This window comes from Altererythrobacter chaiwopuensis (assembly GCF_054957735.1).
The window spans coordinates 715,918-742,916 of record NZ_JBTXJF010000001.1; the positions used below are offsets into that span (position 1 = coordinate 715,918).

The 26,999-nt window shown below is 59.5% G+C and carries 17 protein-coding genes; 9 read left to right on the forward strand and 8 right to left on the reverse strand.

The features are described from left to right. Positions 1-2: 2 nt before the first annotated feature. The 3 genes from ACX3VQ_RS03585 (at position 3) to ACX3VQ_RS03595 (ending at position 3,385) form a co-directional block, all read left to right on the forward strand. Positions 3-1,289, forward strand: a complete 1,287-nt coding sequence (locus ACX3VQ_RS03585; RefSeq protein WP_462571491.1) for a pilus assembly protein CpaE — start codon at positions 3-5, stop codon at positions 1,287-1,289. Between the two features lie 98 nt (positions 1,290-1,387). Beyond that, on the forward strand, positions 1,388-2,359 hold the full coding sequence (locus tag ACX3VQ_RS03590; RefSeq protein WP_462571490.1) for a type II secretion system F family protein: 972 nt from the start codon (positions 1,388-1,390) through the stop codon (positions 2,357-2,359). Between the two features lie 18 nt (positions 2,360-2,377). Next, the gene (locus ACX3VQ_RS03595) at positions 2,378-3,385 is read left to right on the forward strand and encodes a type II secretion system F family protein (protein WP_462571489.1); all 1,008 of its coding nucleotides are present in this window, start codon (positions 2,378-2,380) and stop codon (positions 3,383-3,385) included. A gap of 36 nt (positions 3,386-3,421) precedes the next feature. On the opposite strand, the gene ACX3VQ_RS03600 is transcribed toward ACX3VQ_RS03595, so the two are convergent. Together ACX3VQ_RS03600 and ACX3VQ_RS03605 are read right to left on the reverse strand one after the other, a co-directional pair. Continuing rightward, entirely contained in the window at positions 3,422-3,907 is a 486-nt protein-coding gene (locus ACX3VQ_RS03600) for a MarR family winged helix-turn-helix transcriptional regulator (protein ID WP_462579578.1), read from the reverse strand. A 52-nt stretch (positions 3,908-3,959) separates the two neighbouring features. Then, entirely contained in the window at positions 3,960-4,832 is an 873-nt protein-coding gene (locus tag ACX3VQ_RS03605; RefSeq protein ID WP_462579579.1) for a crotonase/enoyl-CoA hydratase family protein, read from the reverse strand. Positions 4,833-5,118: 286 nt separating this feature from the next. Between ACX3VQ_RS03605 and ACX3VQ_RS03610 the strand changes: the two genes are divergently transcribed. Beyond that, positions 5,119-5,526 (forward strand): low affinity iron permease family protein, encoded by a 408-nt coding sequence (locus ACX3VQ_RS03610; protein ID WP_462579580.1) that lies wholly within the window; start codon positions 5,119-5,121, stop codon positions 5,524-5,526. Between the two features lie 178 nt (positions 5,527-5,704). On the opposite strand, the gene ACX3VQ_RS03615 is transcribed toward ACX3VQ_RS03610, so the two are convergent. From ACX3VQ_RS03615 to ACX3VQ_RS03625, 3 genes are all read right to left on the reverse strand, one after another. Further along, positions 5,705-6,490: an SDR family NAD(P)-dependent oxidoreductase gene (locus ACX3VQ_RS03615; protein WP_462579582.1), complete on the reverse strand. Its 786-nt coding sequence runs from the start codon at positions 6,488-6,490 to the stop codon at positions 5,705-5,707. A 29-nt stretch (positions 6,491-6,519) separates the two neighbouring features. Next, positions 6,520-7,692: an acetyl-CoA C-acetyltransferase gene (locus ACX3VQ_RS03620; protein ID WP_462579584.1), complete on the reverse strand. Its 1,173-nt coding sequence runs from the start codon at positions 7,690-7,692 to the stop codon at positions 6,520-6,522. Positions 7,693-7,834: 142 nt separating this feature from the next. Continuing rightward, the gene (locus ACX3VQ_RS03625) at positions 7,835-8,386 is read right to left on the reverse strand and encodes a hypothetical protein (protein ID WP_462579585.1); all 552 of its coding nucleotides are present in this window, start codon (positions 8,384-8,386) and stop codon (positions 7,835-7,837) included. A gap of 364 nt (positions 8,387-8,750) precedes the next feature. Here ACX3VQ_RS03625 and ACX3VQ_RS03630 point away from each other — a divergent pair, with 364 nt between their 5' ends. From ACX3VQ_RS03630 to ACX3VQ_RS03650, 5 genes are all read left to right on the forward strand, one after another. Then, positions 8,751-11,720: a TonB-dependent receptor domain-containing protein gene (locus ACX3VQ_RS03630; RefSeq protein ID WP_462579586.1), complete on the forward strand. Its 2,970-nt coding sequence runs from the start codon at positions 8,751-8,753 to the stop codon at positions 11,718-11,720. A 184-nt stretch (positions 11,721-11,904) separates the two neighbouring features. Continuing rightward, positions 11,905-12,231, forward strand: coding sequence for a hypothetical protein (locus ACX3VQ_RS03635; RefSeq protein WP_462579588.1), 327 nt, complete (start codon positions 11,905-11,907; stop codon positions 12,229-12,231). Between the two features lie 407 nt (positions 12,232-12,638). Continuing rightward, complete coding sequence (locus ACX3VQ_RS03640) at positions 12,639-15,815, forward strand: TonB-dependent receptor domain-containing protein (protein ID WP_462579590.1); 3,177 nt, start codon at positions 12,639-12,641, stop codon at positions 15,813-15,815. Between the two features lie 113 nt (positions 15,816-15,928). After that, positions 15,929-16,714, forward strand: coding sequence for a hypothetical protein (locus ACX3VQ_RS03645; protein ID WP_462579591.1), 786 nt, complete (start codon positions 15,929-15,931; stop codon positions 16,712-16,714). Next, positions 16,707-18,311 (forward strand): tetratricopeptide repeat-containing sulfotransferase family protein, encoded by a 1,605-nt coding sequence (locus ACX3VQ_RS03650; RefSeq protein WP_462580677.1) that lies wholly within the window; start codon positions 16,707-16,709, stop codon positions 18,309-18,311. Before ACX3VQ_RS03645 ends, ACX3VQ_RS03650 begins: the two co-directional genes overlap by 8 nt. Positions 18,312-18,576: 265 nt before the next feature. On the opposite strand, the gene ACX3VQ_RS03655 is transcribed toward ACX3VQ_RS03650, so the two are convergent. The 3 genes from ACX3VQ_RS03655 to clpB all read right to left on the reverse strand — a co-directional run bounded on the left by ACX3VQ_RS03655 (position 18,577) and on the right by clpB (position 26,999). Then, positions 18,577-20,616, reverse strand: coding sequence for a tetratricopeptide repeat-containing sulfotransferase family protein (locus tag ACX3VQ_RS03655; protein ID WP_462579592.1), 2,040 nt, complete (start codon positions 20,614-20,616; stop codon positions 18,577-18,579). 110 nt (positions 20,617-20,726) lie between these two features. Beyond that, entirely contained in the window at positions 20,727-23,861 is a 3,135-nt protein-coding gene (locus tag ACX3VQ_RS03660; protein ID WP_462579594.1) for a TonB-dependent receptor domain-containing protein, read from the reverse strand. Positions 23,862-24,419: 558 nt separating this feature from the next. Next, positions 24,420-26,999, reverse strand: coding sequence for an ATP-dependent chaperone ClpB (clpB, locus tag ACX3VQ_RS03665; protein ID WP_462579595.1), 2,580 nt, complete (start codon positions 26,997-26,999; stop codon positions 24,420-24,422).

A 26,999-nucleotide genomic window follows, 5' to 3' on the forward strand; every position in this document is an offset into this window, starting at 1 on the left:
CCATGAATGCGCCTTGGAAATCCGGGATGTCCGGCAACCGCGACCCATTCGCCGCCTATATCTGCGATGACGCCGCACTGGACGTGCTGCGCCCGGTGGTTATCGAAATGGGCTGGCAGCCGGAGAAGTGCAACAAGGGCGGCTTGCGCAATGCAGTGCAATCGCTGAGCGTCAGCGCCAGCCCCAACATCTTGCTGGTCGACCTGTCGGAAAGCGGCGATCCGCTCAATGACATCAACGGCCTGGCCGAAGTTTGCGAGCCCGGAACGGTGGTGATCGCGATCGGGCAGGTCAATGATGTGCGGCTCTATCGCGATCTGCTCGCGAGCGGCATTCACGACTACCTGCTCAAGCCCCTTTCGGCGGGCCAGGTACGCGATGCGCTGAACCAGGCGCAGGCGGTGTTCTCTGCTCCGCGCAACCAGGATGGTGAAGTGGTCAAGCACCACATTTCAACAGCCATCATCGGAACACGCGGCGGTGTGGGTGCCTCCACTCTCGCGACCTCGCTCGCATGGCTGTTCAGCGACGAGCACAAATCGCCCACAGCGCTGCTGGATCTGGATGTTCACTTCGGCACCGGTGCCCTGACTCTCGACCTGGAGCCAGGCCGCGGGTTGACCGATGCGATTGACAATCCGAGCCGCATCGACGGGCTGTTCATCGAACGTGCCATGATCCGCGCCAATGACAATCTGTCGATCCTTTCGGCAGAGGCTCCGATCAATTCACCGCTGATGACCGATGGCGCCGCATTCGTGCAGCTGGAGGAAGAGTTCCGCCAGGCGTTCGAAATGACGGTGGTCGACCTGCCGCGCAACATGCTGATCAACTTCCCGCATGTTCTGTCGGATGTGAACCTGGTGATCCTGATGGCGGAAATGACGCTCGCTTCGGCACGCGACACCATTCGCATCCTCTCCTGGCTGAAGACCAATGCGGCACATACCCACACAATGGTGGTAGCCAACAAGGTCCAATCGGGCGCCGCCGAAATCAGCAAGGCCGATTTCGAGGCCTCGATCGAGCGCGAGATCGACTTCTCGATCCCGTTTGATGCCAAGGCTGCGGCCAATGCGGCCAAGCTTGGCCAGACCTTCGTTCAAGCCAATCGGTCAAGCCGCGCAACTGCCACGATCAAGCAGATTGGCGAGCGGGTGATGGGCGCAAGCAGTGAAGATTTCACGACCGGCAAGGGAGCGAAGAAGTCACTGCTGGGCAATTTTGACCTGAAATCGCTGTTGGCGAAGAAGGACAAGTCCGAAGTCGTGCCGGCGGAAGCCGGATAACCTGAAGCGGGGCCGGTCTTGCGCGCGTTTTGCGCGGGCCAGGCCGCCCCGTGACCGGTGAATGATGTCTTGAAGAGAAGGAAAGGCGGGAAATTCGCATGGACATTCTCCAGCTCCTGCTTCTGAGCGGTGTAGTCATGGCGGTTCTGGTTGTTGGCTATATGCTCGCAACCGGCACCTCGGCCGGCAAGGCCGGTCATCGCCGACTGGAGGCGGTGCGCTATCGTCATTCCGAAAGCACAGATACCAAAGTTGAATCGCAGCTGAAAAAGGCGATCGCGGCGCGCAAGCCGAAAGTGCACAAGGTTGCTGGATCGGGCTCGCGGATCGAAGCGCTCGAGACGCGTCTCCACCGCACCGGCAAGAAATGGACCCTGCCGCAATATCTCTATGCATCAGCCGGCCTTGCCCTGTTCGTCGCCGTGATCATCTACCTGCGTTCGGGCGCCCTGCTGCTGTCGCTGGGCATCGGCGTGCTTATCGGGGCGGGAATCCCCCACCTCGTGGTGAGACATTTCATCAATCGCCGCACCAATGGCTTCATCACCAAATTTTCCGACGGGATCGAATTGCTGGTCCGTGGCCTGCGTTCGGGCTTGCCCGTCACCGAAACACTAGCCGTGGTGGCACAGGAAGTGCCTGGGCCGGTTGGAGAGGAATTCAAGTCCATCGTCGAGCGGATCAAGATCGGCCGGACAATGGAGGAATCGCTGCAGGAAACGGCCGACAGGCTGGGCATCCCCGAATTCAACTTCTTCACCATCACACTGGCGATCCAGCGCGAGACCGGCGGCAATCTGGCAGAAACACTTTCGAACCTGTCTGACGTGCTGCGCAAACGAGCGCAGATGAAGCTCAAGATCCGCGCGATGAGCTCGGAATCGAAAGCCTCCGCCTACATCGTTGGTTCTCTGCCATTCATCGTCTTCGGCCTGATCTACTGGATCAATCCCGATTATCTTGGTGGCTTCTTCAGCGATGACCGCCTGATCGTTGCCGGGCTCGGCGGCGGCGTCTGGATGTCCATCGGCGCATTCATCATGGCCAAAATGGTCAGCTTCGAGATCTAAGCGAGGGAAACGGAAATCATGTTCAATACCCCGTCCGGACCCACGCTTCTCGGCTTCGACGTCATCCTCGTCGGAACGATCCTTGCCGGAATCGCCGCCTTTGCCGTGTTGATGGCGGTTTATGCCGCGATCACCGTGAAGGATCCGATGGCCAAACGTGTCAAATCGCTCAACGATCGCCGCGAAGAACTAAAGGCGGGAATCGTCACCTCGAGCGCCAAGAAGCGCACCAGCCTGGTGCGCAGGACCGACGCGACCGATAGGATGAAACAGCAGCTGGAAGGCATGAAGGTCCTCCAGCAGAGCCAGATCCTGGCGATCCAGCAAAAGCTGGCCCATGCCGGCTATCGCAACAAGGAACTGGCGGTCTACGTCATCGGCGCACGCATGATCCTGCCGGTGGTGCTTGGCCTTACCGCATTCGTGCTGCTCTATGTAGTCCAGATCTATCCCGAATGGGAGATGAAGAAGGTCATGGCGATGGCAGCCGCGATCTTCATTGGCTACAAAGGGCCTGAAATTTTCCTCAAGAACAAGGCCAGCAAGCGTACCGACGAGATTCGCAAGGGCCTGCCCGATGCGCTCGACTTGCTGGTGATCTGCGCCGAGGCCGGCCTGACGGTCGATGCGGCGTTCAACCGGGTGGCCAAGGAACTGGGCCGTGCCTATCCCGAACTGGGTGACGAATTCGCGCTGACCGCGATCGAGCTTTCCTTCCTCAACGAACGCAAGAAAGCCTTCAGCAATCTTGCCTATCGCGTAAACCTTGATGCGATCCGCGGCGTTGTTACCACCATGATCCAGACCGAACGCTATGGTACGCCGCTGGCCTCGGCCCTGCGCGTGCTGTCAGCCGAATTCCGCAACGAGCGCATGATGCGCGCGGAAGAGAAGGCGGCCAGGCTGCCCGCGATCATGACCGTGCCGCTGATCCTGTTCATCCTGCCGGTGCTGTTCGTCGTGATCCTTGGCCCGGCGGCCTGTTCGATCGCCGACGCATTCGCGGACGGCCCGCCGGGGAGCTAAACCCACCGGCTTAACGGCTAGCCGGCCCGCTTCGCGTCAGGAACGCGAGGAGGGCCGCATGCTTTCGGTCTGTTCGAACAGTCGGCGCAGCAAACCGCGCAACTGTTCACGTTCGGCATCGGCCAGAGTGGAGAAGATCTCCGCTTCCATCGCGCGGGCCATGGGCATAACCTCGTCGTGCACCGCCCTGCCCTCGCCGGTCAGTTCGAGCAGGTGCGAACGGCCATCCCCGGCATTGGGGCGGCGCGCGGCGAGATTGCGATCCTCCAGCACCTTGCAAGCGCGATTGACGGCCACCTTGTCCATCAAGGTCGCATCGGTCAGTTCGCGCTGGGTCGCCGCGCCGCAATCGCCCAGCACCGCCATCACCCGCCATTCGGCGATCTTCAGCCCGAACCTGGCGCGGTATGCGCCTGCGATCCAGCTGCTGACCGCATTCGACGTGACCGACAGCTGGTATGGCAGAAAATCCGCCAGCCGCCCGTTCGCCGGATGCGCGTTTGATTGTGCCCGTTCACCCATCAGGCAAGGTTACTAATGTAACCATCGGCGCTGGCAAGAGGGTGGAGCCATTTCAGCGATATTCCGGCTCGTCCCACCAGGGATAGAAGTCAGGCATATCCTCGCTCACCTTGCCCGGATATTGCGGCGCTCGCTTCTCGAGGAAGCTGGCGATCCCTTCCCTGGCGTCGGCCCCGCGCGACAAGCGATAGATCGCGCGGCTGTCGACCCTGTGCGCGTCCATCGGATGATCGCCCGAAGGCAGGCGCCACATCATCGCGCGGGTCATCGCCACCGACACGGCCGAGGTATTGTCGGCAATCTCGCGCGCCAGCTCCCTTGCCGTATCCATCAGTTCGCCCTGCGGATGGACCGAACGGACCAGCCGGCCAGCCAGCGCTTCGCGCGCATCGAACACCCGCCCGCTATAACACCATTCGAGTGCCTGGCTGATCCCCACGATCCGCGGCAGGAACCAGCTTGAGCACGCTTCGGGCACGATCCCGCGCCGCGCAAAGACAAAACCATAGCGCGCAGTCTCGCTCGCGAGGCGAATATCCATCGCCAACTGCATCGTCGCGCCCACGCCCACGGCCACGCCGTTGCAGGCCGAAATCAGCGGCTTCTTCGAATCGAACAGTCGCAGGGTCAGCCGCCCTCCGCCGTCGCGCACGCGCTCATCGGAAAGGTCGTCGACCTGCGTCGGATCGGAAAACACGTGCCCGCCACCTTCGGGCGTCAAATCGGCGCCTGCGCAGAACGCGCGCTCACCCGCTCCGGTAAAGATAACCGCGCGAACAGAGTCATCGGCATCGATATCGTCCATCGCGGCCATGATCTCCTGGCCCATGATCCGCGTATAGGCGTTCATCTTTTCCGGGCGATTGAGCGTGATGGTGGCGATGCCATCTGCCTTGTCCACCATGATCTGGGTGTATTTGCTCATCTCGTTTTCTCTCCCTCAAACCCTACAGGATGGAACACATGGAACACTGTCCTGATAATGAAAAAGCCGCCCGCTGAAAGGCCGGGATTGTGAATTCACCTTGGCGGGAGAAGTCGTGCATTGTCATGGTGCGATTTGGATAGTCGTTGGCCTTCGAATAGGAAAGCGATGAAGCAAGCGGTGGTGGATTCGCGAGCTGTGCGCAATTCTTCCGCTTGTGCGCATTCCCAACCGGCATATGGCCGGACATAATATGATCCTGTTTCGCGCTAATGGAGGTTCGGTAATGGAACGGTTGTTTACGGTACTCGCTTCCCGAACCGCTTTGGCCGCTGGCAAGCCGACTTCCTTTGCGCTTGCCCTTATCGTGATCACGGTATGGGTCTTGAGCGGGCCAGTCTTCGGATGGTCGGATACATGGCAGCTTGTGGTCAATACGGGTACGACGATCGCGACATTCCTGATGGTTTTCCTGATCCAGAACTCGCAGAACCGCGATGCGGCCGCGATCCAGGCGAAGCTTGATGAACTCATTCGCTCCGCGCGGGCCGCGCGCAATGAATTCGTCGGGATCGAGCACCTTACCGACAGCGAGATCGGAAATATCCGTACCGCCCTGGAGGTGGAAGTGGCCACGCAGAAGCCGGGGCGGCGGCGACATGAAAGCATCAAGCGCCTGTTGGAGCGCCGGTGACACTGGGGCCGCCAAACAAAAACCCCCGCCAGCTGCGGCGGGGGTTCAAACTGATCGCCCGTCATTGCGAGAAGACGCGAAGGCGGCGACGCGGCAATCCATAATGCCGCATTCCCGATCAAGGAATCGGCAGGAAATGGATTGCTTCGCCTGCGGCTCGCAATAACGAATTCGCCCGTTAGCGAGGGGCCATTCTAATCGCACCGTCGAGCCGCACGTCCTCGCCGTTGAAATAGCCCGTCTCGATCATGCACATGGCGAGCTTGGCATATTCCTCGGGGATGCCGAGGCGCTTGGGGAACGGCACTGACGCGGCCAGCGCATCGCGCACGTTCTGCGGCGCGGCTGCCAGCAGAGGGGTATCGAAAATGCCCGGCAGGATGGTGTTGACGCGGATGCCCTCGTTCATCAGATCGCGCGCGATCGGCAAGGTCATGCCGATAACACCCGCCTTGGAGGCCGAATAGGCCGCCTGGCCGATCTGGCCATCTTCGCCCGCAACCGAAGCGGTGTTGACGATCGCGCCGCGATCGCCCTCATCGCTCAGCGGTTCAAGCGTCAGCATACCCGCGGCTGACTTGGCAATGCAGCGGAAGGTGCCGATCAGGTTCACCTGGATCACGAAATCGAAGGCCGAAATCGGGAAGTGCTTGATCGAACCGTCTTCCTTGCTGCGGCTGGCGGTCTTGATGGCATTGCCGATACCGGCGCAATTGACCAGGATGCGTTCCTGCCCATGCGCTTCGCGCGCCTTGGCGAAACCGGCATCCACATCGTCGTCGCTGGTCACATTGACCTTGCAGAACACGCCGCCGATCTCGGCCGCCATGGCGTTGCCCTTTTCCTCGTTCATGTCGAAGATGGCGACCTTGGCGCCCTTGGCGGCCAGCGCGCGGGCGGTGGCCGCGCCCAGGCCCGATGCACCGCCGGTTACAACTGCGGGGGTGTTGGCTGAAACTTCCATCAGTATTTTCCTCTCGATATTGGAATGAGTTAGAGTGCCTCTACGATGGTCACATTGGCGACCCCGCCGCCTTCGCACATCGTTTGCAAGCCATATTTCTTGCCGTGGCGGTGCAGCGCATGGACCAGCGTTGCCATCAGCTTGGCGCCCGATGCACCAAGCGGGTGGCCCAGCGCGATTGCGCCGCCATGCACGTTGAGCCGCTGAGGATCGGCGCCGGTATGCTTGAGCCATGCAAGCGGCACAGAGGCGAAAGCTTCGTTGACTTCATAAAGATCGATATCTTCGATTTTCAGTCCCGCGCGCTGGAGCGCGCGATCGGTTGCGAACAGCGGCTCTTCCAGCATGATCACCGGATCGCCCGCGGTTACGGTCAAATTGTGGATGCGGGCGATGGGGGTCAGGCCATGAGCCTTGAGCGCCGCCTCACTCACCACCAGCACCGCGCTCGATCCGTCGCAGATCTGGCTGGAGCTTGCGGCGGTGATCGCGCCATCGGGGCTCAGCAGCTTCACGCTCGCAATACCTTCAAGCGAGGCATCGAAGCGGATGCCTTCGTCCACGGTATGCATCTGAGTGCCTTCCGGAGTTTCGATTTCGACCGGGACGATTTCCTTGTCAAACGCACCAGCCTGGGTCGCGGCGATCGCCTTTTCGTGGCTGGAGAGCGCGAAACGGTCGAGATCGTCCTTGGTCAGGCCGTGCTTCTTGACGATCATCTCGGCGCCCATGAACTGGCTCCACTGGATGCCGGGATATTTCGCTTCGAGGCCGGGCGATTTATAATGACCCATGCCTTCCTTCATGTGGAAGGTGGCACTGGTTCCCATCGGCACGCGGCTCATGCTTTCGACGCCGCTGGCGATCACCACGTCCTGCGTGCCGCTCATCACCGCCTGCGCGGCGAACTGGATCGCCTGCTGGCTGGAACCGCACTGCCGATCGATCGTCACAGCCGGGGTCGATTGCGGCAGGTGCCTGGAGGCGAGCACCGCGTTGCGGCCCACCTGCATCGCCTGCTCGCCCGCCTGGGTGACGCAGCCCATGATCACATCGTCGACTGCATTGGGATCGATCCCGCTGCGCTCGATGATGGCATCGAGCGATCTGGTGGCAAGATCGACCGGATGGACGCCTGCCAGGCGCCCGCCGCGGCGGCCACCGGCGGTTCTCACGGCTTCTACGATATAGGCTGCGGGCATCTCTCTGTCCTCATGCGGGTTTCAAATCGCCACTCGCCTAGGCACGGCTTACGTGTGCGTCAACTATGAGATTTGAGGCAAGCCGGAGACGGATCGCGCAAAGGAGCTGACCGCCCCGATCAGGTCGAGCAGCTGGCGCGGTTCAATCGACCCGCTTGACCCTGAACGACCTGCGCGTGCCGACCTTGGCCATGAAACTGCCCATGGACGCCCTGGATATAGTCACCTCTTCGCCAGCTGCGGGATCGCGCAACACCGGCGTGTTATCAATCTGCATCCATTGGGCCCCATCCCGCATGGTCAGGACGTAACGCCCATTGGCCATCTTGCGCGCGCCTGCCAGTTCAAGCGTGACCGACGAAACCTCATCCTTGTCATCATCGCCGCCAAAAATGCCCAGTTTGGGAAGTGAGAAGCCGAACAGCCCCCGCTTCGTCTCATTGACCTGTTCGCGATCGGCGATGACCAGTTCCTTGGTGGCCTGCGCCTCGAACACCCGGCTTACCTCTTGATCGTAACAGGCGAGCCGTTCCTGCGGATCGGCAATCTCGCGGCAATCGAACAATTTTACCATCACCGCCGGCGTATCCGCTTGCGGGCCTTTGCTGCCATCCTGGGCCGCAAGAGCACCGGAGGCGGCAAAAAGCGGCACAGCCACCAGCATACCAAGGGAAAATCCGGGGTGTTTGATCATAAAATTCGATACCTCATCCATTAGAACGGCCGGGTTGAACTACGCCTGCCGAACCTCGTTTTCCAAAGTGCCGCAAAGCTTGCCTATCCGCAAGATTTTCAGTGTTGCAATGGTGTTACACCGATCGTGACATTTTCAACCAGTTTCCCAGTTTGGCTTTCCATGGGCACGCCATTGGGACTAATTCGCCGTCAGGGACTGGTGACTTGGTGTACCCATGTTGATGGGTGGCGCGGCGTTGACTCAGTCTGATGAAGCGACTGGGATCTTCGACCTCCTTTCCGGATGTCTGTTGTGAGGGTCCTGGCCGGTAACGCGGCAATCAATGCATTTGATTGCCCCATTCATAAGGGCTTGAAAGCAAATGAAAGTTGCAACTAAACTTCGACTAAGCGCTGGTACGCTCGCGGTTGGTCTTGCCATCGCAGCGACTCCGTCGTTCGCGCAGGATGCGGCGGGTGCATCGGAAGACGAGGGTCAGATGATCATCGTTACCGGTTCACGCATCGCGTCGCCGACAGTTGATTCGCCCGCTCCTTTGCAGATCGTTGGTGAGGGCGAGATCGAGGATGCTGGCGTCACCAACATCCAGGAGCTTCTGCTCGAAAATCCCGTGTTCGGTACCCCGGCCCTCAGCCGCACCAACTCGGCCTTCCTGACCTCGGGCACAGGCGTTGCCACGATCGACCTTCGCGATCTCGGTTCCAACCGCACGCTGGTGCTGATCAACGGCCGCCGCGTTGTTGCTTCGCTCGCCGGCTCTTCGACCGTCGACCTTAACGTCATCCCGACCCAGTTCATCAGCCAGATTGACATTCTTACCGGTGGCGCCTCGTCGCTCTACGGTTCGGACGCCATGGCCGGCGTTGTGAACTTCATCTACAAGACGGATTTCGAAGGCGTCGAGTTCGGCGGGCAATACGGCCTTACCGAACAGGGTGACGATGCCCGTTACCAGCTCAACGCAACCATCGGCACCAATGTCGCCAATGGCGATGGCAACATCATGGTCCACTTCGGCTATTCGAACGAGGAAGGCCTGCTCTCACGCCAGCGTGCGAACACGCGAGTTGACGGCCTATCGGCTGTCTTCTTCGGTGGTGAATGGGGCGAGGAAGTCGAGCCTTTCTTCTCGAGCTTCCCTCCGCAGGGCCGTTTCATCACTTCGAACGGCACCTTTACCTATGACCCCAATGGCCAGTTGCAGAACTGCTTCACCACCAATGGTGCTACCTGTAACGCAACCATCGGTTCGGGCACTGGCCCCAACGGCTTCAACCGCCAGAACTTCCGTACGCTGGCCGTGCCGGTGGAACGCTTCCTGTTTGCTGCAGCCGGCGAATATGCGGTGGCAGATGATATCAACTTCTTCTTCGAAGGCACGTTTAACAAGACGTCATCGTCGCGTATCATCGAGCCGTTCCCGCTCGAATCCGGCGGCGCCAACGGCATCTTCCCGACCGGCGGCGGCTTCAACGTAGAAAACTACCTGCCGGGCACGAACACGATTGTGGCCAATCCGTTCGTTCCTGCAGAAATCCTGGCAGCGGCAACCGACAGCAATGGCGATGGCCTGCGTGACATCGGCTTTGTCCGCCGCCTGTCGGAATTCGGCAACCGTACCGGCTCAACCGAGCGTGATTTCTATCGCTTTGTCGTCGGCTTTGACGGCTCGATACTTGACGATCGCTTCCGCTGGGATGTGAGCTACAACTTCGGCCAGGTTACCGAGAACCAGGTTTCGAATGGCCAGGTCAATGTGGTGAACTTCCGTGACGCGCTTGCCGTGATGGTGGAAACCGCTGACGAAAACGGCAATGGCATCAATGGCGAAGCGATCTGTATCGATCCGGAAGCCAGGGCCAACGGTTGTGCGCCTGCCAATATCTTCGGTGAAGGCAGCCTTTCGCAGGGCGCAGTCAATTTCATCGCTGCGCAGGGCACCTTCCAGACCAAGATCAAGCAGCAGGTTGTGCAGGGCAACATTTCCGGTTCCCTGTTCGATCTTCCGGCTGGTCCGCTTGGCATTGCTGCCGGCTTTGAATACCGCAAGGAAAACTCGTTGTCTGACAACGATGCACTGACCAATGCGGGCCTCAATGCCGGTAACGTCCTGCCCGACACCCAGGGTTCGTTCGACGTTGCTGAAGGCTTCATCGAAGTTCGCGTGCCGATCCTGGCTGACACGCCCGGCTTTAAGCTACTCGAACTCGGCGGCTCGTTCCGCTACGCCGATTATTCCACGGTTGGCGGAGTTTCGAGCTACAGCTTAACCGGCACCTGGCAGCCGATTGATGACATCCGCATTCGCGGAACCTGGTCGCGCGCTGTGCGTGCGCCGAACGTCGGTGAACTGTTCGCGGGTCTTTCGCAGACCTTCCCGAGCGGGCTTACCGATCCCTGCAACGGCATCGGTGCAACCGGTGGCGGGGCCGTTGGCGACAATTGCCGCGCCGATCCGGGCGTAGCAGCGAATATTGCCGCAAATGGCGTGTTCACGCTCAACCAGGCCGACATTCAGGGCATCAGCGGCTTCAACGGCGGCAACCCCAACCTGTTTGAAGAAACCGCGGATTCATGGACCGTTGGCGCGGTTATCCAGCCGCAATCGCTGGGTGGTGTGTTCGATCGTCTGACGCTGACCGGTGACTACTACAACATCAAGATCGAGGATGTTATCGGCGGCTTCCCGCGGCAGTTCACGCTGGACCAGTGCTATGGCCAGGGCAACCAGACCTTCTGTGATCTGATCACCCGCCGCCCGACTGCTACCGCAGTCAACAGTTCGGGATCGATCGACCTGATCAATGCATTGGCGGTCAACGCCTCGGTCCTGGAGACCGCCGGGCTTGACTTCACTGCCAACTGGTACACGCCGCTTGGCCTGATGGAGGGCGATCGTCTTTCGTTCCGTGTGGCTTACACCCACCTGCTCAAGTACAATTTCTTCTCCCTGCCCGATTCTGATCCGGATCCCTCGGACGGCGAGATCGGCACGGCGAAGGATCGCGTCACGGCGAACATGCGTTACCAGACCGATGACTTCCGCATTGGCTTCACCGGTACGTACATCGGCAAGTCTTATGAAGACGATCAGTTCTTTGGAGAGCCTAAAGTCGAATCAGTTCCGGCGAAGTTCTATCTTGACATGAACGCTACCTTCAATGTTACCGAGAAGGCTGAGTTCTACTTCGGCGTTGACAATCTGCTCGATACCGATGCTCCGAACATCCTGACGGGCACGACCTTCAACGTGACCGGGGCGGACACGGCAGCCGACGTCTATGACGTCTTCGGTCGCCGCTTCTATACCGGTGTGCGCCTGCGCTTCTGATAGCACAGCGTTACACACTGAAATCGAGAGAGGGCGGCGGGCAACCGTCGCCCTCTTTTTTGCGTCACACAGTCGCAAAAATGGCTTTGCTGATTGATCCACTCGCAACCGCAGGGCTATCACTGCCAGGAATCATCGCCGGATGTTGACCGGCCAGTTTGCAGAACATGCTTGAGGTAAAATCATGAATCCAGTTGTCGGAGCCTTCATTGCAATTACTCTTGGTGCATTTGCCGTGCCTGGCCATGCATCCTCGCCGCAGGAAACGCCCGCGGGTGAGACACCCGCCAAGACAGAAAGCCCGTCCGTCAAGGACGCTACGCCTGCCAAACCCGCCGTTGCCAAGGGTGACGCTATCAAATGCAGGTATATGCACACGCTCGACAGCAAGATTCCCAAGCGCATCTGCATGACCAGGGAAGCATGGGAACGGGAAGAGCGGGAAGTGCGCGAAAACATCCGCAGGGACCGTAATAACAACAGTGGCTGCGAAAGTGAGGGGCGCTGCTGAAATCGCCCGGCCGGTAGTGAGCGAGTTGCACTTTCGCGACTCGCGATAATCCACCGTCCATTGCCAGCCATACCCAGACCATTTCAGGCCTCGATTGGGGCGATGGCTATCCGATGCAAGCTGGCCAAGGCCCCTTGCGCATGCCCCGGCCACCGTATCACCCTGCCGCTCGCAAGTTGCATGCGCAATGTCAGAGCATTGCTCAATCCTGCGAGCAAAACCGTTGCAATCAAGCCACAGTTACAAATACGATTGCCCCTGCCCGCCGTCGCCCCCTTGCCGGGCTTGGATCAAGAAAGCAAGAATTGGCCCATGGGTTGATGCTGCTGGGGGGGCCTAGCGCTCGTCTCTACAATTTGACGTAAACGTCTGCCGCTGCTGGGCGGCATGTTAGGGGACAGAACACTATGAAATCGTACAAGAACGTGGCTGAAATCGGTCGCATCAAGTTGATGGCGGGCAGCGGTCTTGCGGCGCTTGCCCTGTCAGCAATGCCCGCATTTGCGCAGGATGCAGGTCAGGAAGATGAAGCCGAACAATCAGCCGAAGAGGCGGCTCCGGCGCAGGCCATCATCGTCACCGGTTCGCGTATTCAAACCACGACGCCGTTCAACAGCCCGGACCCGATTTCAATCGTCAGCCCTGAAATCGCACGCAAGGAGGGCAAGTTCGACTTGGCCTCTGCCTTGCAGACTTCGCCAATCGCCTCTGGTTCCACCCAGATCACCGCAGCGCTTTCGTCAAACTTCGTCACCGACGGTGGACCTGGCGCGCAAACCATCGATTTGCGCGGGCTCGGGCCCAACCGCACCCTTGTGCTGCTTAATGGCAAGCGAGCCGGCCCGGCGGGTACACGGGGCGCGGTCTCTTCCTTCGATCTGAACGTTCTCCCGCTTTCAATCATCAAGAACATCGAAATTCTCAAGACGGGTGCATCATCAGTCTATGGCTCGGACGCCATCGCCGGCGTTGTCAACATTTCTACCATGGACGAGGCCGATGGGCTGACGCTTGATTTCAACGTCGCTGTTCCATTTGACTCGGGTGGTGAGGAGTATCGCGTCAGTGCCTCATGGGGCAAGACTTTCGATCGCGGTCACATCCTGATTGCCGGCGACTACACGCATCGTGACGAACTGGCGCGCGGCGATCGCAGCTATCTTGCCTGCCCGGAAGCGAACATCTTCGATGCCGACGGCAACCGCTCTGACCTGATCGATCCGCGCACCGGCCAGCCGCACTGTGAAGACCTGCGCTGGGGCCATGTGTGGACTTACAATCTGATCGACAACCTTCGTCTAGATGGACCTGGTGGCCCCGATTCGGGCGTTCAGACTTCGCCCGGTGGGCGCACGGTTCTGCTGCAGTATCAGTATGATTCGGGCCCCGGCGCCGGAACGCTTGGCATACCTGCCTTTGGCGCCCCAGCCGACGTTTTCGATTTCGGCGCCCCCGCAGGCTTCTTTCCTACCGGCTATGATGCAGCATCGATGGCGGTGCAGAATGCATACCATCCGTTTGTCGATGATCAGACGATCATCCCCGAAACCGATCTTTACACGGCCTATGCAGAAGGTTCCTTCGAGATATCCGAATCCGTCGAGTTGTTCGGCGAGTTCCTGTTCAACCGCCGCGAGACTTATCAAAACGGCTGGCGCCAGTTCTGGAATTTTGGCTGGACCGGTGATCTCTACAGCACGGGTGCCGGAAACTACTTCAACTATTGGGGTGATGGCTGGCAGGGATTGAACTTCATCAGCCCGACCCCGATCACCGATCAGGCCGACAGTAGCCAGAAGGTCGACTATTACCGCGGCGTAGGCGGTGTACGTGGCGATCTTGGTGGGGCAGGCAACTGGAAATACGAAGTTTACGGGCAATACAGCCGCAGCAACGGCCGGTATCGCAGCCAGCAGATCCTGCAGGATGCCTATGACTCCGGTTACTTCCAGTATTCTTCCTGCGTCGGCACAGTGCTGCCGGTTTCGGGCAAGCAATGTATCGATATTCCCTGGGCCGACCCCGAGTTCCTGCGCGGCAATCTGACGCAGGAACAGCTCGACTTCCTGTTCGACTGGGAAGAAGGCAAGACGATCTACACCCAGCTGTCAGCCGAAGCGGTGATTACCGGAACTCTGCTTGAACTTCCGGCCGGGCCGATGGCGGTTGCGTTCGGGGGCACCGCACGACGCGATCGTATCAACGATACGCCGGGCGAAATCACGCTTGCAGCCAATGCCTGGGGTGCATCCGCCAGCGGAATCACGGCCGGCAAAAGCGTGACGCTGGAAACCTTCGGCGAAATCAGCGTGCCAGTGCTAGCTGACAAGCCCTTCTTCAAGGACCTGACGTTTTCAGCTGCCGGACGCCTCACCAATGTCGAGGCCACCCGCGCCTCAGACGGTGTGTCCGATTCGGATAATGGCAACTGGACCTACAAACTGGGGCTGAATTGGGCGGTAACCGACTGGCTGCGTTTCCGCGGCAGTTACGGTACCTCCTTCCGAGCGCCTGCGCTGTTCGAACAGTTCCTGGCTGACGAGACCAGCTTCGCCAACGTCAACCGGGTCGACCCTTGCGTGAACTGGGGTGCCGGCCTTGCTGCAGGCACCACTTCACAGCGGGTGGCAGACAACTGCGCTGCTGACGGTATCCCGAACAATTTCGGCGGCGGCACCGTGACAGCCACGATTCTTACTTCGGGCGGCCTCGGAGTGCTTGAGTCGGAATCCTCCAAGGCAAAGGTGTTTGGCACGGTCCTGACACCCCGGTTTGCCTTCCTTCCCGATACGGAAATCAGCATCGCGGTCGATTATTTCGACATCGATGTGAAGGGCGAGATCTCGCAGCTCGGCGCAGCCAATATCCTGTTCGGCTGCTACGATTCGGAAAGTTTCGCGACCGAACCACTCTGCGACCTGTTCACCCGCGGCCAGGGCACCACCTCGCCCTTCTCGGTTGCGACGGTTGCTGACAAGTTCGTCAACATCGCCAGTCAGAAGAACCGGGGCATCGACGTAGAAGCCATTCTGCGGCATGATCTGGGTTCGTTGGGGCAGCTGAGCCTGACGGCCGGGATGACCTGGCAGCTTGATGATGATTTCAAGCTTCTGCCAACCTCGCCAGTCACATCGGACAACGGTGAGGCGGGTTCTCCCAAATGGGTTGGCGATTTCCGGGCAACCTGGGCGCATGGTTCAGGCTTCAGCCTGTTCTATGGCGTCAACGTAATCGGCGGAACGTCGGATCAGGATGATTTTGAGGATCGCTTCGGCGGCCCCTGCATCAATTCCTTCAACAATCAGGGCACAGCCGATCCATCAGACGATCTGCCGATTTACGGAACCTACTGCCCGGATCTGACTGCTCCGGCAAAGTTCTATCACAACATCTCGGTGACACAGGAAATCGCCGATGGCAGGTTCGAGATTACTGCTGGTGTCAGCAATCTGTTCGACACCCGCCCACCGCGCGTGTCAGTGTTGAATGGCGGCCAGATCGGATTGCTCGGCCCGGTGGTTGCTGCATCGCAATACTCGTTCGTGGGACGGCGCGGCTTCATCAACGTTTCGGCCAAGTTCTGATCGACGATAAACGGGCATCTTTTTGTCCAGACCAAGGCGGGGTGGCATGGCAACATGCCGCCCCGTCTGTTATTGGCCGTCCGTAATATCCACGCTGAAGAAAGACCCGAGCAATGCCGCAAATCTATGTCCGGAGGGACAATCTGGATGAAAGCAATGCGGAATTTGCCCAGCAACGCCTGAGACAGCCGGTTTTCCTGAACTCGGTTCCCAAAAGCGGCAGCCATTTGCTTCGCAACATCCTCCGCATGTTTGTTCCGGTCGATCAGCAATATTCCGCTGACTTCATTCAATGGCCGAACTTGCAGCAGCACCGGATTGCGTTCGATCCCGAGCATCCCCGGCTCAGTTGGGGCCATCTGTTCTTTGCCGATGCTTCAGTGATCGAAACGGCCCCCGCAAGTCGTATCCTGCTTTATCGCGATCCATACGACTGGGTGATCGCCCGGGCACGTTTCATCCTGTCCGAACAATTCCAGGGAAATATCGATTATCTCAAGGGTGGGGCGCTGACCGCGGACGAATTACTGACCATGATGATCTTTGGCCTGCCAGGTAAGCTACCCTCGCTCAACGACATCTATGAGCTCAATGCCGCCGCATGGCTTGGTGCGCGTTGCCACGTAGTGACCTATGAGGAGCTGATGCAGCATGTTCGCGAACTCGACACATTACATGCCGAGGATTTCTTCAAATCCTTGCTTGATGCCTGCCATATCGAGATGCCGGAGGATTGGCGTGAACGCGTTCGGCGTGGCTCCAGCCGTGAAGAAAGCGCAACTGCGCGGGAAAACCTGACCGGGATCGGGATTGAGTTGCCCAAATCCCTGGGTCCGCACCATCGTGCCCTTGTCGATTACCAGGCACCTGGCCTCAGAACGGTGCTTGGCTATGCATGATGACACGGTTTCCAGGGGCCCCGGATTTCTTACCACGAACCCCCAGCTTGGGCACATACAGCGGCTGATTGAAGCCGATAAATACGATCGTGCCGCACAACTATTGGTTGAGTTTCTCCGCAAGAGCCCGAAGGATCCGCGCGCACTGGCAAAGCTGGGCTTTGTCGCCATGCGGCTTGGCGCACTCGAACAGGCGCGGCAATTCCTGCAACAGGCCATCGCTGGCGGAATGTCGGACTTTGAGACGCGCCGCAATCTCGCCTCCGTGTTGAGTCAGCAGGATCGGCCTGAGCAGGCAATTCCCATGTTCGAACAGCTTACGAGCGAGCGCGAGGAACCGGGCCTCAAGGCTGTGCTGGCGGGTTTGCTCGAGAAGGTCGGTCGAAGCGATGAATCGCGGGACTTGTACCGACAGCTCACCCGCGACAATCCCGCCAACCCGGCACTGTGGGTGGCGTATGGGCATTGCCAGAGATCAGCCGGCAATGTTGAGGAAGCAATCGACTCCTATCGCCACGCTATCGCTGCTGACGACGGATATGGTGATGCATGGTGGGCGCTGGCAAGTATCAAGCGAAGGGTGCTGGACGAAAACGACATCAAGGCCATGCGTGCGGCGCTGGCGATTGCCATCGATCCACGCAATATGGCTCCCCTGAACTTCGCGCTCGCCAGGGCGCTTCACGATCAGGGTAATTTTGAGAGCGCCTTCCAGCATTACGATACAGGCAACCGGCAGCGAGCGGAAAGCCTCAATTACAATGCGGACGAATTGAGCGAAGAGATCAACGAGGTTGAACGTGTTATCGATGAGACGTTCTTCGACGGGGAGCACCAAAGCGTGCCGGGCGAAGACGTCCCGATATTCCTCGTTTCGCTGCCGCGTTCGGGTTCTACCTTGCTTGAGCAAATGCTGGGTAGTCACCCATCAATTGAGCCCGTAGGTGAATTGCCTTACATCCCTGCAATCCTGCGAACGTTCATGGAAATGGCTACCCGGCGCGGCAAGATCACCGTACCGCGCGCGTTGCTGCAGATGAGCCAACAACAGGCGGAAGAATTTGGTCGGGAGTATATGCGTCGCGCCAGATTCCACCGGAAAACCAACTGCTCCCTGTTTGTCGACAAGCTGCCCCACAACTGGAACAATATCCTGTTCATCCGCCGAATCCTGCCAAATGCAAAGTTCGTGGACATCCGCCGTCCGGCAATGGATTGCTGCTTTTCGAATTTCACCCAGTCATTCACCAGCGCGCATCCCGCCTCATTTGCGCTTGAGGACGTGGGGCGCAGCTATGTCGATTACGTCAGGCTGATGACTTATCTGGACAGCATCGCACCAGGGATGGTGCACCACGTCGACTATACGCAACTGGTTGAAAATGCACGTGAAGAAGCGGGCAAGGTGATCGAGTATCTCAACCTGCCGTGGAACGACAAGGTGCTCGAATTCCACCAGCTAGACCGCGTTGTGCGCACGCCAAGCAGCGAACAGGTCCGCCGCCCCCTTAACCGTGACGGGATAGAGGTCTGGCGCCCCTATTCGCAATGGCTTGACCCGCTGCGCGAAGTGTTGGGTGAGCTTGCCAAGGCCTGACGCGCAGCTATCCCGCTTGGGCCCGGCCTGCGTGCGATACTGGGTTATAGCTGAAGATGTTGGTGGGGTAATCTGCCGCTAGAGGGTGCTCCGGCCCCGCCAAGGACATGATTCGTCGTCCAACAAACAAGGGCCCTGGTTTCCCGGGGCCCTTTCTGTTCGAGGCTCCAGTTGCCTTACTGGGTGGATAATTGAATTCGATGCCTCGGAATTGTGCCGACCCAAATTACTGCTTGCCGCATTCGGTCGAATGAATGACCTTGAGTTAGTCGACCCCGGCTTCGGTGCGCGGATCGCCATAGCCGAATTTTTTAGCCCATGGTGCAAGTCGGCTGAAAACGGGCTCCAGATGGGCGCGATATCGCAGCCAGCGCCCTGAGGCCCGCCGATAGATCGGTTCGGTAACCTGCGAATAACTGGCTGTAGTTATCAGGCCGCGAGATTTTGCGGTTGCAGTGTGATCGAGCAGGCCGTCGTCCCACTCCAGCTCCAGCCATTCGATAAGAGGCTTCACCTCACTGGCAACGTTTTCGACCAGTCTTTCGTAGATAATCGTATGCACATTGGCGGTGAACAGGGCGCGTGAAGTTTCCCAATGCTTGAAGCACAGGTCGTAAAAATCCGCCGCGTCTTCCAGCCTCAGGAAGTTGGCCATGGCAGAATTGAGCCGAAAATTGCTCATGAAACAGCTAAGCACGACGTCACAAGGATGACGTAGCGCAAGGATAATTCTCGCATCGGGAAAGATGCGCTTGATCAGGGGTAACCGATAGAGGAACAGCGGAGACTTATCGATCAGCAGCTGGCCTGGAACGAGCGGCTGGATCTTTTCGACTTCGGCAAAATACCGATCTCGAGCTCCGCTGATCGCTTCACGGTCGAGACTGGGGATGGCTTTCATTCCGCCAAGCTCTTCCTCTACAAAGTTGAGCGGCGGCTGCTCTTCCATGACCACCGTATCGGGATGGCCCATCAGGATGGTATCGAGCAAGGTCGTGCCTGATCGGGGGAAGCCAACCAGGAATACTGGGTCAGGACGTGGATCAGATATTTCGACGTCGATCCAACTGTCGCGCCATTGCGGCGTCAGCCATGCAATTTCCTGCCTCAGCTGGTCTCGCAATTGCTTCGCGCGATCAAGTGGCTCGGTCGGATTGTCCTGCAACAGCGTGTTGGCGCGGCTGTATTCGGCGAAGGCTTGATCGGTGCGTTTGAGGCGTTCAAGCACGGTAGCTCGCGCATGGACCGTGCGAATGGGTTCGACATCAGCTGGAACGGCATCAAGTTTGGCCAGGGCCTCTTCAAATTTTCCTAATCGGCGCAATTCCAAGGCTTCGATAAACGACAGTGGCTCTGGCGCAATAGCGTTGCCACGCGCCAGTTCGATCAGGGGGCCGAATTGATCTTCGCGGTTGGTGTGTTCGAACTGGATGGCGAGGCCCAGATAGGCGTCGAGTTCGGACGGATCGAGCTCGATCGTCCGGCGATAGGCGTGCTCGGAATCTTCCGTCCGGCGCAGGACGCCATATTCGATACCCAGCTTGAGCTGTAAATCGGCCGCCTCGGGGTCGCGCCTGGCCGCCTCGACCAAGGCTTCAACTGCTTCGTCCTGTCTTTGTGCGGACTTGTAATGGACATAGAGCTGAAAGGGTGCACGTGAGTCGTTGGGAAAATCCTCACTGGCCTTGACGAGTTCGGCTTCCGCTTCATCAATCTTTCCAAGCGCTTGAAGCGTGGTTGCCAGGTTAAGGCGGGTCGGTGCAACATTGGGATCAAGCTGAATTGCGCGGCGCAGTGCGTCCAGGGCACCCTCATCGTCAGCCAGTCCGGAACGGGCGTTACCAAGATTGTTCCAGCACTCGAAATCGTCCGGGTTCCGGTCAAGTATCAGCTCATAGGCCTCGATTGCTGCATCATATTGCTCAAGTTTCTGGGCGATGAATCCCCGGTAGCGAGCGACGCGCAGCGATTGATCTGACTTGGCCAGGTCCTTGCTGGCAATTGCCAACGCTTCGGCATCCCGCTCCTGATCGATCAACAGTGAAATGAGGTTGCACGCGATCGTTACATCGTCCGGCTTGAGTCTGTGTGCCTGCTCGAGGTGGGTGGTTGCAGCTGCATCATCACCCAATCGGGCACAAACCATGCCGAGAAAGGCATGGAAGGCGGATACTTCGCCAGCCCCACTCTCAACTGCGTCTTCAGCGATGGTTCTGGCGCGTGCCAGATCGCCGCTGCGCGCCGCCGCGACCGCCCGGTTCAACGGTGAGCTGTCGTTGGTAGTTGTAGGTGACAGTTCGGCCATCGTTTGCCTTCGATCAAGATGATAGTAGGTCGGCGCTGATCATGTCAGCCTGAAACGAATATGGAGGGCTCCCTTGCGGGAACCCTCCATTATCTTTGACAGTCCCGGCTTTAGAAGTCGAGCGTCACACCCAGGAACACATAACGTCCAAGTGCGTCATAAGTGGCCGGATAGGTGTTGCCGTTACACGGACCGGTCGGGCACAGGTTCGAACCTGGGCGAATGGCACTCCCGGACGTAACCAGCGGCGGCTCCTTGTCGAAGATGTTGTTCACGCCAAGGCGGAACTTGTACTTCTCCTGAAGGTCGAAGCTGAACACAGCGTCGAGGTAATTGAACGCCGGAATGCGCAGGCCAGGGTCGAAGTTGTTGGCACCCTGAAGAGCCGAGAACGAAGAAAGCGTTTCAGCCTTCACCTTGCCGACATAGCGCCACTGGGCCGAGAAGCCGAGACCGGAGTCCATGTTGACCGATACGCGGGCCTTGTGCCGCCATTCAGGCAACGGAGCACCGGGTTCAGTGGATCCGCCAACACTACAAGTGGGTCCGAAGAGCCCCGCGCAATCATATGGATCGGCAAGGCCGTTGTTGACCCTGTACTTGTCGAGATAGGTGCCATTCATCTGCACCGCAATCGTGCCGAAGCTGACCGGCATCGAATAATTGCCGGAAATATCGACGCCAGCGGTCTTCACCTGACCGACATTGTTCGGAAGATCCTCGGTAAAGCCACCTGGCGTCAGCCAGAGCGACCCGGCTGCGTCGCGATTGACGAGCCCGCACGAAATGGGCGTGAAAGACGCAGTTGCCTTGTCGACGCAGTCATTGAGGATCGTATCGGGCCCAAACGAGCGGATCGCGTCGTTGATCCTGATATTGAAGTAATCGATGGTGAGTGACAGACGAGGGATGAAGCTCGGCTGCAGCACAACACCGGCAGTCCAGGTCGTGGCCGTTTCCGGCTCGAGATCGGGATTGCCGCCAAGCAGGCCGTTGTACTGGCCCGCCGGGTTTGGAGTCACGCCCTGGCCAACCTGAAGACCTTGAGCGATACAGCCAAAGTCAGTCGCCGTGATCGTGAAGCCGGCGCAGGGATCAACCGATCCGCTGAGACCAACTGCCGGAGTACGGAACAGCTCCTGAATGTTGGGAGCACGCACGGCCCGGTTGTACATCGCGCGGAAGCGGACGTCGCTTGTCGGGGCGAGTTCCGCACCGATCTTGTAGGTGTCGGTGTTGTAGGAACGGTCGGCGCTCGTCTCGTAATGCGAATTGCGATAGCCCGCGCTGATCTGGAACAGTTCGACAAAGCCGTCCTGAATGACCGGTATCTCCGTTTCGGCGAAGAACTCCAGCACGTCGAAGCTGCCCGAAATCGGCAACGTCGCGCCGCCCTGACCGGTAAGATCGCCGGTCTGGAACGCCTGGTCGGTCCGAAGATCAAGCGTTTCCTTGCGCCATTCCGTACCGAAGTTGACCCTTACGCCGTCATCGGCCCAGGGGAGCTTGACGCCCGCAGAGGTGAGATCTCCGGTGAACGAGACGTTGGCGACCTGTTCGGTCGTCTCGCCGTCCTGGAACCCGACTGCCGAGAGATAGTCGACTGCAGCCTGGCTGGCACCGCCGATGCCCGCGAAGACGTCATAGGGGACGCAGTTCGGATCCGCGCCGGTAATGACCGAACGGCAGACGACCTGTCCGTTGGTGGCGCTGCCGACGCGATTGTCGATGACGGCATCAAGCGCATTGGCGAGGCGCGCAACCGAGAATTCGTTCTCGTAAACCTGCGAATATTTCACCTTGCCGTACTGATAGTAGGCGTCGTAGCTCCAATCGCTTGAAATGTCGCCGTTCGCGCCCAAAACACCGCGGAAGGTGGTGTGATCGAGCTGAGCACGGCGCGGACCGCCTTCAACGTTGCGGCGAAGCAGCAGAGCATAACCCTGATTGTAGGTCCCACCCTGGCCATCGGCGAAGTCAATCGGCGCTGCGCCCGGATTCTGGTTGAAAGGTGCCGTTACAGCAGTCGGGAACGTTCCGATGAAGCCGTTGATCAGATTGTCTGCGTCGCAGATCACTGCAAATTGCGCAGCCGACATCAGCGGGTTGTCGCAATTGAGCGTGAGCGTGTTGCCGAAGTCACCCGATGGGGCGATCTGGGCTGTCGTATGGTCATCCATGAACTGGAATTCCATGTACGGACGGAACGAATCGTTGACTTCGTAATTCACGAAGGCGCCAGCGGTGAAACGCTCGTCATTGCGCTGGAAGAAATTGAGCGGGGCAAAGTTGAACAACGTCGGCGCGCCGCCCACAAACCCGCCGCCTGGCGTGAAGGTGTAGAAGGTCGAAGTGCCGGTGGTCACCGCGGTATCGAACACCAGGACGTTGCCGTCCGGCGAAGTGGCCGAACCGCCGCAACGGTTGGCGCCGCCGCCAGTGTTCTGAATGACGCAAGCGCTGAAATCGCGCTGGCCCTGCGTTACCGGATTGATCTTGCGATAACCGCCATACATCATGAAATGGCCGCGATCGTCAGCGAACTTCGAACCGAATGCCACGGTGGCATCGATGCTGCCGCCATCGGTGGTGCTGCCGTCAGGAAACGGAAATCCGCGCGCGTCGAGGAGCGGGCGGATGAACGAGTTGTTGTTGTTGTGCTGGTAGAACCCGTACTGCGCGTCAACCCGGAAGCCTTCGAAATCGGTATCCATGATGAAGTTGACGACGCCGGCCACAGCATCGGCACCGTAAACCGATGAAGCGCCGCCGGTCAGCACTTCCACCCGCTTGAGCATGGCGGAAGGAATAATGTTGATGTCCGCTGCCGAACCGCTCGCCGGAGACGGATCGCCCGGCACGATACGGCGGCCATTGATCAGCGCGAGAGTACGTGTGCTGCCAAGCGCGCGCAGGTCGACCGTAGCGGTTCCATCTGCCCCGTTGGCCAGCGAAGATGCCTGGCTTGCCGTGATGGAAGGCAGCGAATTGAGCACGTCTTCAATACGTGTCGTGCCCTGAAGCTTGATGTCATCGTTGCTTACGATACTGATAGGTGAGGCCGACTCGATGTCCGGCCGCGCCAGACGCGAACCGGTAACGATGATGCCGGCGTCATCCTCGGACTCCGAAACCTCGGCGCCGCCGCCGATGTCCTGCCCGCCATCCTGCGCGAATGCGGGAGTGGCGAGAGCGGAGGCGGCAACCATTGCCGTCGTCGCGCAAAGCGCTCTTGTGAATGTCATTTTCATAGCAGAAGCAATCCCCATGCTTGTGTGTAGTCCCTGACGGCCGAGTGGCTGGCAGGCACAGGCACAGAATTGCGTTCAACCGCAGCTCTCATTCCCATACAGCAACACCCGTCATCCCTGCCGCAATGGCTGCTAACTACGCCGGTGCCTTAGTGGTGTAAAGCACCCCAAAGCGCAGTCGGTCGATTGGTCACGAAGCTGTTGCATTGTTGATACAGGGTCACCCGCAGGCCGGACCCGGGCACCGCGGCTATCTCTAAGAACTCCTACAATACAGAAGTTTATGGAATGATCGGCGCGCGCATCAGCACGAATATCGACCCCAGATTCCGGTTCGCACTCGCCGGTGACCCGGCCCCATTTTCGACGAACCGTCCCCCGGAACGGACAAACGGCAATCTGGCGACATGCTAAATCGACGAACGCAGGATCGGCCAACCAAACAGAGCAAGTCTGCCCGTAAACAAAAAAGGCCCCGGGAAACCAGGGCCCTTGTTTGTTGGACGGCGAATCATGCCGATAGCGTGGGCCGGAGCACCCTCTTGCGGCAGATCACCCCACCAACATCTTCAGCGCGCCGTCACCTTCGTCGATGGTCACCTTGCTACCGTCGGGCACTTTGCCTTCCAGCAGCATTTCCGCCAGCGGGTCCTGCAGATAGCGCTGCACCGCGCGCTTCAGCGGCCGCGCGCCATAGACCGGATCGTAACCGACCCGCCCCAGCCAGCGCAGCGCCGCATCGGTCAGCTCGAGCGTGATCTTGCGATCCTTGAGCAGTTTCTGCACGCGCCCCACCTGGATCTCCACGATCGGCGCCATGTGTTCTTGGCCCAGCCGGTGGAACAGGATGATCTCGTCCAGCCGGTTGAGGAATTCCGGGCGGAAATGCCCGCGCACCACGTCCATCACCTGCGGCTCGACATCGGTGACCTTCTGGTCATCGGTCATCTGGCTGAGGTACTGGCTGCCAAGGTTCGAAGTGAGAATGATCAGCGTGTTGGAGAAATCGACCACACGCCCCTGCCCATCCGTGAGCCTGCCATCATCAAGCACCTGCAGCAGCACGTTGAACACATCGCTGTGCGCCTTCTCAACCTCATCGAACAGAACCACCTGATAGGGGCGGCGGCGCACCGCCTCGGTCAGCGCTCCGCCTTCTTCATAGCCGACATAGCCCGGAGGTGCGCCGATCAGGCGGGCAACCGCATGCTTCTCCATGAATTCGCTCATATCGATACGCACCATGGCGGTGTCGTCATCGAACAGAAATTCGGCCAGCGCCTTGGTGAGCTCGGTCTTGCCGACCCCGGTCGGGCCGAGGAAGAGGAAACTGCCAAGCGGGCGGCCCGGATCCTGCAGGCCCGCACGTGCGCGGCGCACGGCCTTTGAAACGGCTGTGATCGCCTGATCCTGGCCGATCACGCGCTTGCCCAGAAGCTGCTCCATCTGCAGCAGCTTGTCGCGCTCACCCTCCATCATCTTGTCAACCGGGATACCGGTCCATTTGCTGACGACCGTGGCAATATCTTCCTCGGTCACTTCCTCGCGCAGAAGGGCGTTTTCGGACTGCGCGCGCGCGCCTTCAAGCTGGTTTTCCAGCTCGGGTATCTTGCCATAGGAAAGCTCGCCCGCCCGGGCGAGGTCGCCTTCGCGCTGCGCCTGTTCCAGTTCCAGCCGGGCGGCATCAAGCTGCTCCTTGATCCGGCTTTCGGCGTGGATCTTGTCGCGCTCGTTCTGCCAACGGGTGGTCAGCGCTGCCGATTGCTCTTCCAGGCCTGCCAGCTCCTCGCGCAGCGCCTTCAGGCGCTCTTTCGAGGCGTCATCGCTTTCCTTGGCCAGCGCCGATTCCTCGATCTTGAGCTGGATGATACGGCGGTCGAGGTTCTCGATCTCTTCGGGCTTCGATTCCACTTCCATGCGGATGCGGCTGGCGGCCTCGTCCATCAGGTCGATCGCCTTGTCAGGCAGGAAGCGGTTCTGGATATAACGGTTGGAAAGCTGCGCGGCCGCAACCAGCGCGCTGTCGGTGATGTTCACCCCGTGGTGCAGCTCGTATTTTTCCTTGAGCCCGCGCAGGATGCTGATCGTGTCCTCCACGCTCGGCTCGTCGATATAGACGGGCTGGAAACGCCGCTGCAACGCGGGATCCTTCTCGACATATTTCTGGTATTCGTCGAGCGTAGTGGCACCGATGCAGTGCAGCTCTCCGCGGCTCAGCGCAGGCTTGAGCAGGTTCGAGGCGTCCATCGATCCCTCGCTGGCGCCCGCACCGATCAGCGTGTGCATCTCGTCAATGAACAGGATAATCTGCCCGTCAGAGCCCTTGACCTCGTCGAGCACGGTCTTGAGCCGTTCCTCGAATTCGCCGCGATACTTTGCGCCCGCGATCAGCGAACCCATGTCGAGGCTCATCAGCGTGCGCCCTTTCAGGCTGTCAGGCACATCGCCATTGGCAATGCGCAGCGCCAGGCCCTCGGCGATCGCGGTCTTGCCGGTGCCGGGTTCGCCGATCAGCGCGGGATTGTTCTTGGTGCGGCGGGCAAGGATCTGGATCGTGCGGCGGATTTCCTCGTCGCGGCCGATCACCGGATCGAGCTTGCCGTCGCGCGCTGCCTGGGTCAGGTCGCGGGCGAATTTCTTCATCGCATCATATGCGCTTTCGGCATTGGCGCTGTCCGCCGTCTTGCCCTTGCGCAGTTCGGAAATAGCCGCCTCAAGCGCCTTGGGGTCGATCCCGGCCGCCTTGAGCGCCTGCCCCGCCCTGGTGGTGCTTGCCAGCGCCAGCGCGACCAGCAGCCGCTCCACCGTGACATAGCTGTCGCCTGACTTTTCCGCGATCTGCTCAGCCTGGTCGAGCACGCGCACCGCATCATTGTCGAGCCCGGGCGTGGCCTGTGCTCCGCTGCCCGATACCGCCGGGATCTTGCCCAATTCGGTATCGATCTCGGTAATCGCGACACCGGGATTGCCGCCCGCACGCTGGATCAACCCGGCGGCCATGCCCTCATTATCTGCCAGCAGCGCCTTCAGCAGGTGCGTGGGTGTGATCCGCTGATGGTTCATGCGGATGGCAACGGTCTGCGCGCTCTGGAGGAAGCCCTTGGCGCGATCGGTGAATTTTTCCAGGTTCAT

What these genes read in the sequence shown, in the direction of transcription:
- ACX3VQ_RS03650 (WP_462580677.1), top strand. Translation starts at nt 16,707, where the DNA reads ATGCATGATGACACGGTTTCCAGGGGCCCCGGATTTCTTACCACGAAC.
- ACX3VQ_RS03620 (WP_462579584.1), bottom strand. Translation starts at nt 7,692, where the DNA reads ATGCCCGCAGCCTATATCGTAGAAGCCGTGAGAACCGCCGGTGGCCGC.
- ACX3VQ_RS03630 (WP_462579586.1), top strand. Translation starts at nt 8,751, where the DNA reads ATGAAAGTTGCAACTAAACTTCGACTAAGCGCTGGTACGCTCGCGGTT.
- clpB (WP_462579595.1), bottom strand. Translation starts at nt 26,999, where the DNA reads ATGAACCTGGAAAAATTCACCGATCGCGCCAAGGGCTTCCTCCAGAGC.
- ACX3VQ_RS03655 (WP_462579592.1), bottom strand. Translation starts at nt 20,616, where the DNA reads ATGGCCGAACTGTCACCTACAACTACCAACGACAGCTCACCGTTGAAC.
- ACX3VQ_RS03635 (WP_462579588.1), top strand. Translation starts at nt 11,905, where the DNA reads ATGAATCCAGTTGTCGGAGCCTTCATTGCAATTACTCTTGGTGCATTT.
- ACX3VQ_RS03610 (WP_462579580.1), top strand. Translation starts at nt 5,119, where the DNA reads ATGGAACGGTTGTTTACGGTACTCGCTTCCCGAACCGCTTTGGCCGCT.
- ACX3VQ_RS03585 (WP_462571491.1), top strand. Translation starts at nt 3, where the DNA reads ATGAATGCGCCTTGGAAATCCGGGATGTCCGGCAACCGCGACCCATTC.
- ACX3VQ_RS03605 (WP_462579579.1), bottom strand. Translation starts at nt 4,832, where the DNA reads ATGAGCAAATACACCCAGATCATGGTGGACAAGGCAGATGGCATCGCC.
- ACX3VQ_RS03595 (WP_462571489.1), top strand. Translation starts at nt 2,378, where the DNA reads ATGTTCAATACCCCGTCCGGACCCACGCTTCTCGGCTTCGACGTCATC.
- ACX3VQ_RS03590 (WP_462571490.1), top strand. Translation starts at nt 1,388, where the DNA reads ATGGACATTCTCCAGCTCCTGCTTCTGAGCGGTGTAGTCATGGCGGTT.
- ACX3VQ_RS03645 (WP_462579591.1), top strand. Translation starts at nt 15,929, where the DNA reads ATGCCGCAAATCTATGTCCGGAGGGACAATCTGGATGAAAGCAATGCG.
- ACX3VQ_RS03640 (WP_462579590.1), top strand. Translation starts at nt 12,639, where the DNA reads ATGAAATCGTACAAGAACGTGGCTGAAATCGGTCGCATCAAGTTGATG.
- ACX3VQ_RS03600 (WP_462579578.1), bottom strand. Translation starts at nt 3,907, where the DNA reads ATGGGTGAACGGGCACAATCAAACGCGCATCCGGCGAACGGGCGGCTG.
- ACX3VQ_RS03615 (WP_462579582.1), bottom strand. Translation starts at nt 6,490, where the DNA reads ATGGAAGTTTCAGCCAACACCCCCGCAGTTGTAACCGGCGGTGCATCG.
- ACX3VQ_RS03625 (WP_462579585.1), bottom strand. Translation starts at nt 8,386, where the DNA reads ATGATCAAACACCCCGGATTTTCCCTTGGTATGCTGGTGGCTGTGCCG.
- ACX3VQ_RS03660 (WP_462579594.1), bottom strand. Translation starts at nt 23,861, where the DNA reads ATGACATTCACAAGAGCGCTTTGCGCGACGACGGCAATGGTTGCCGCC.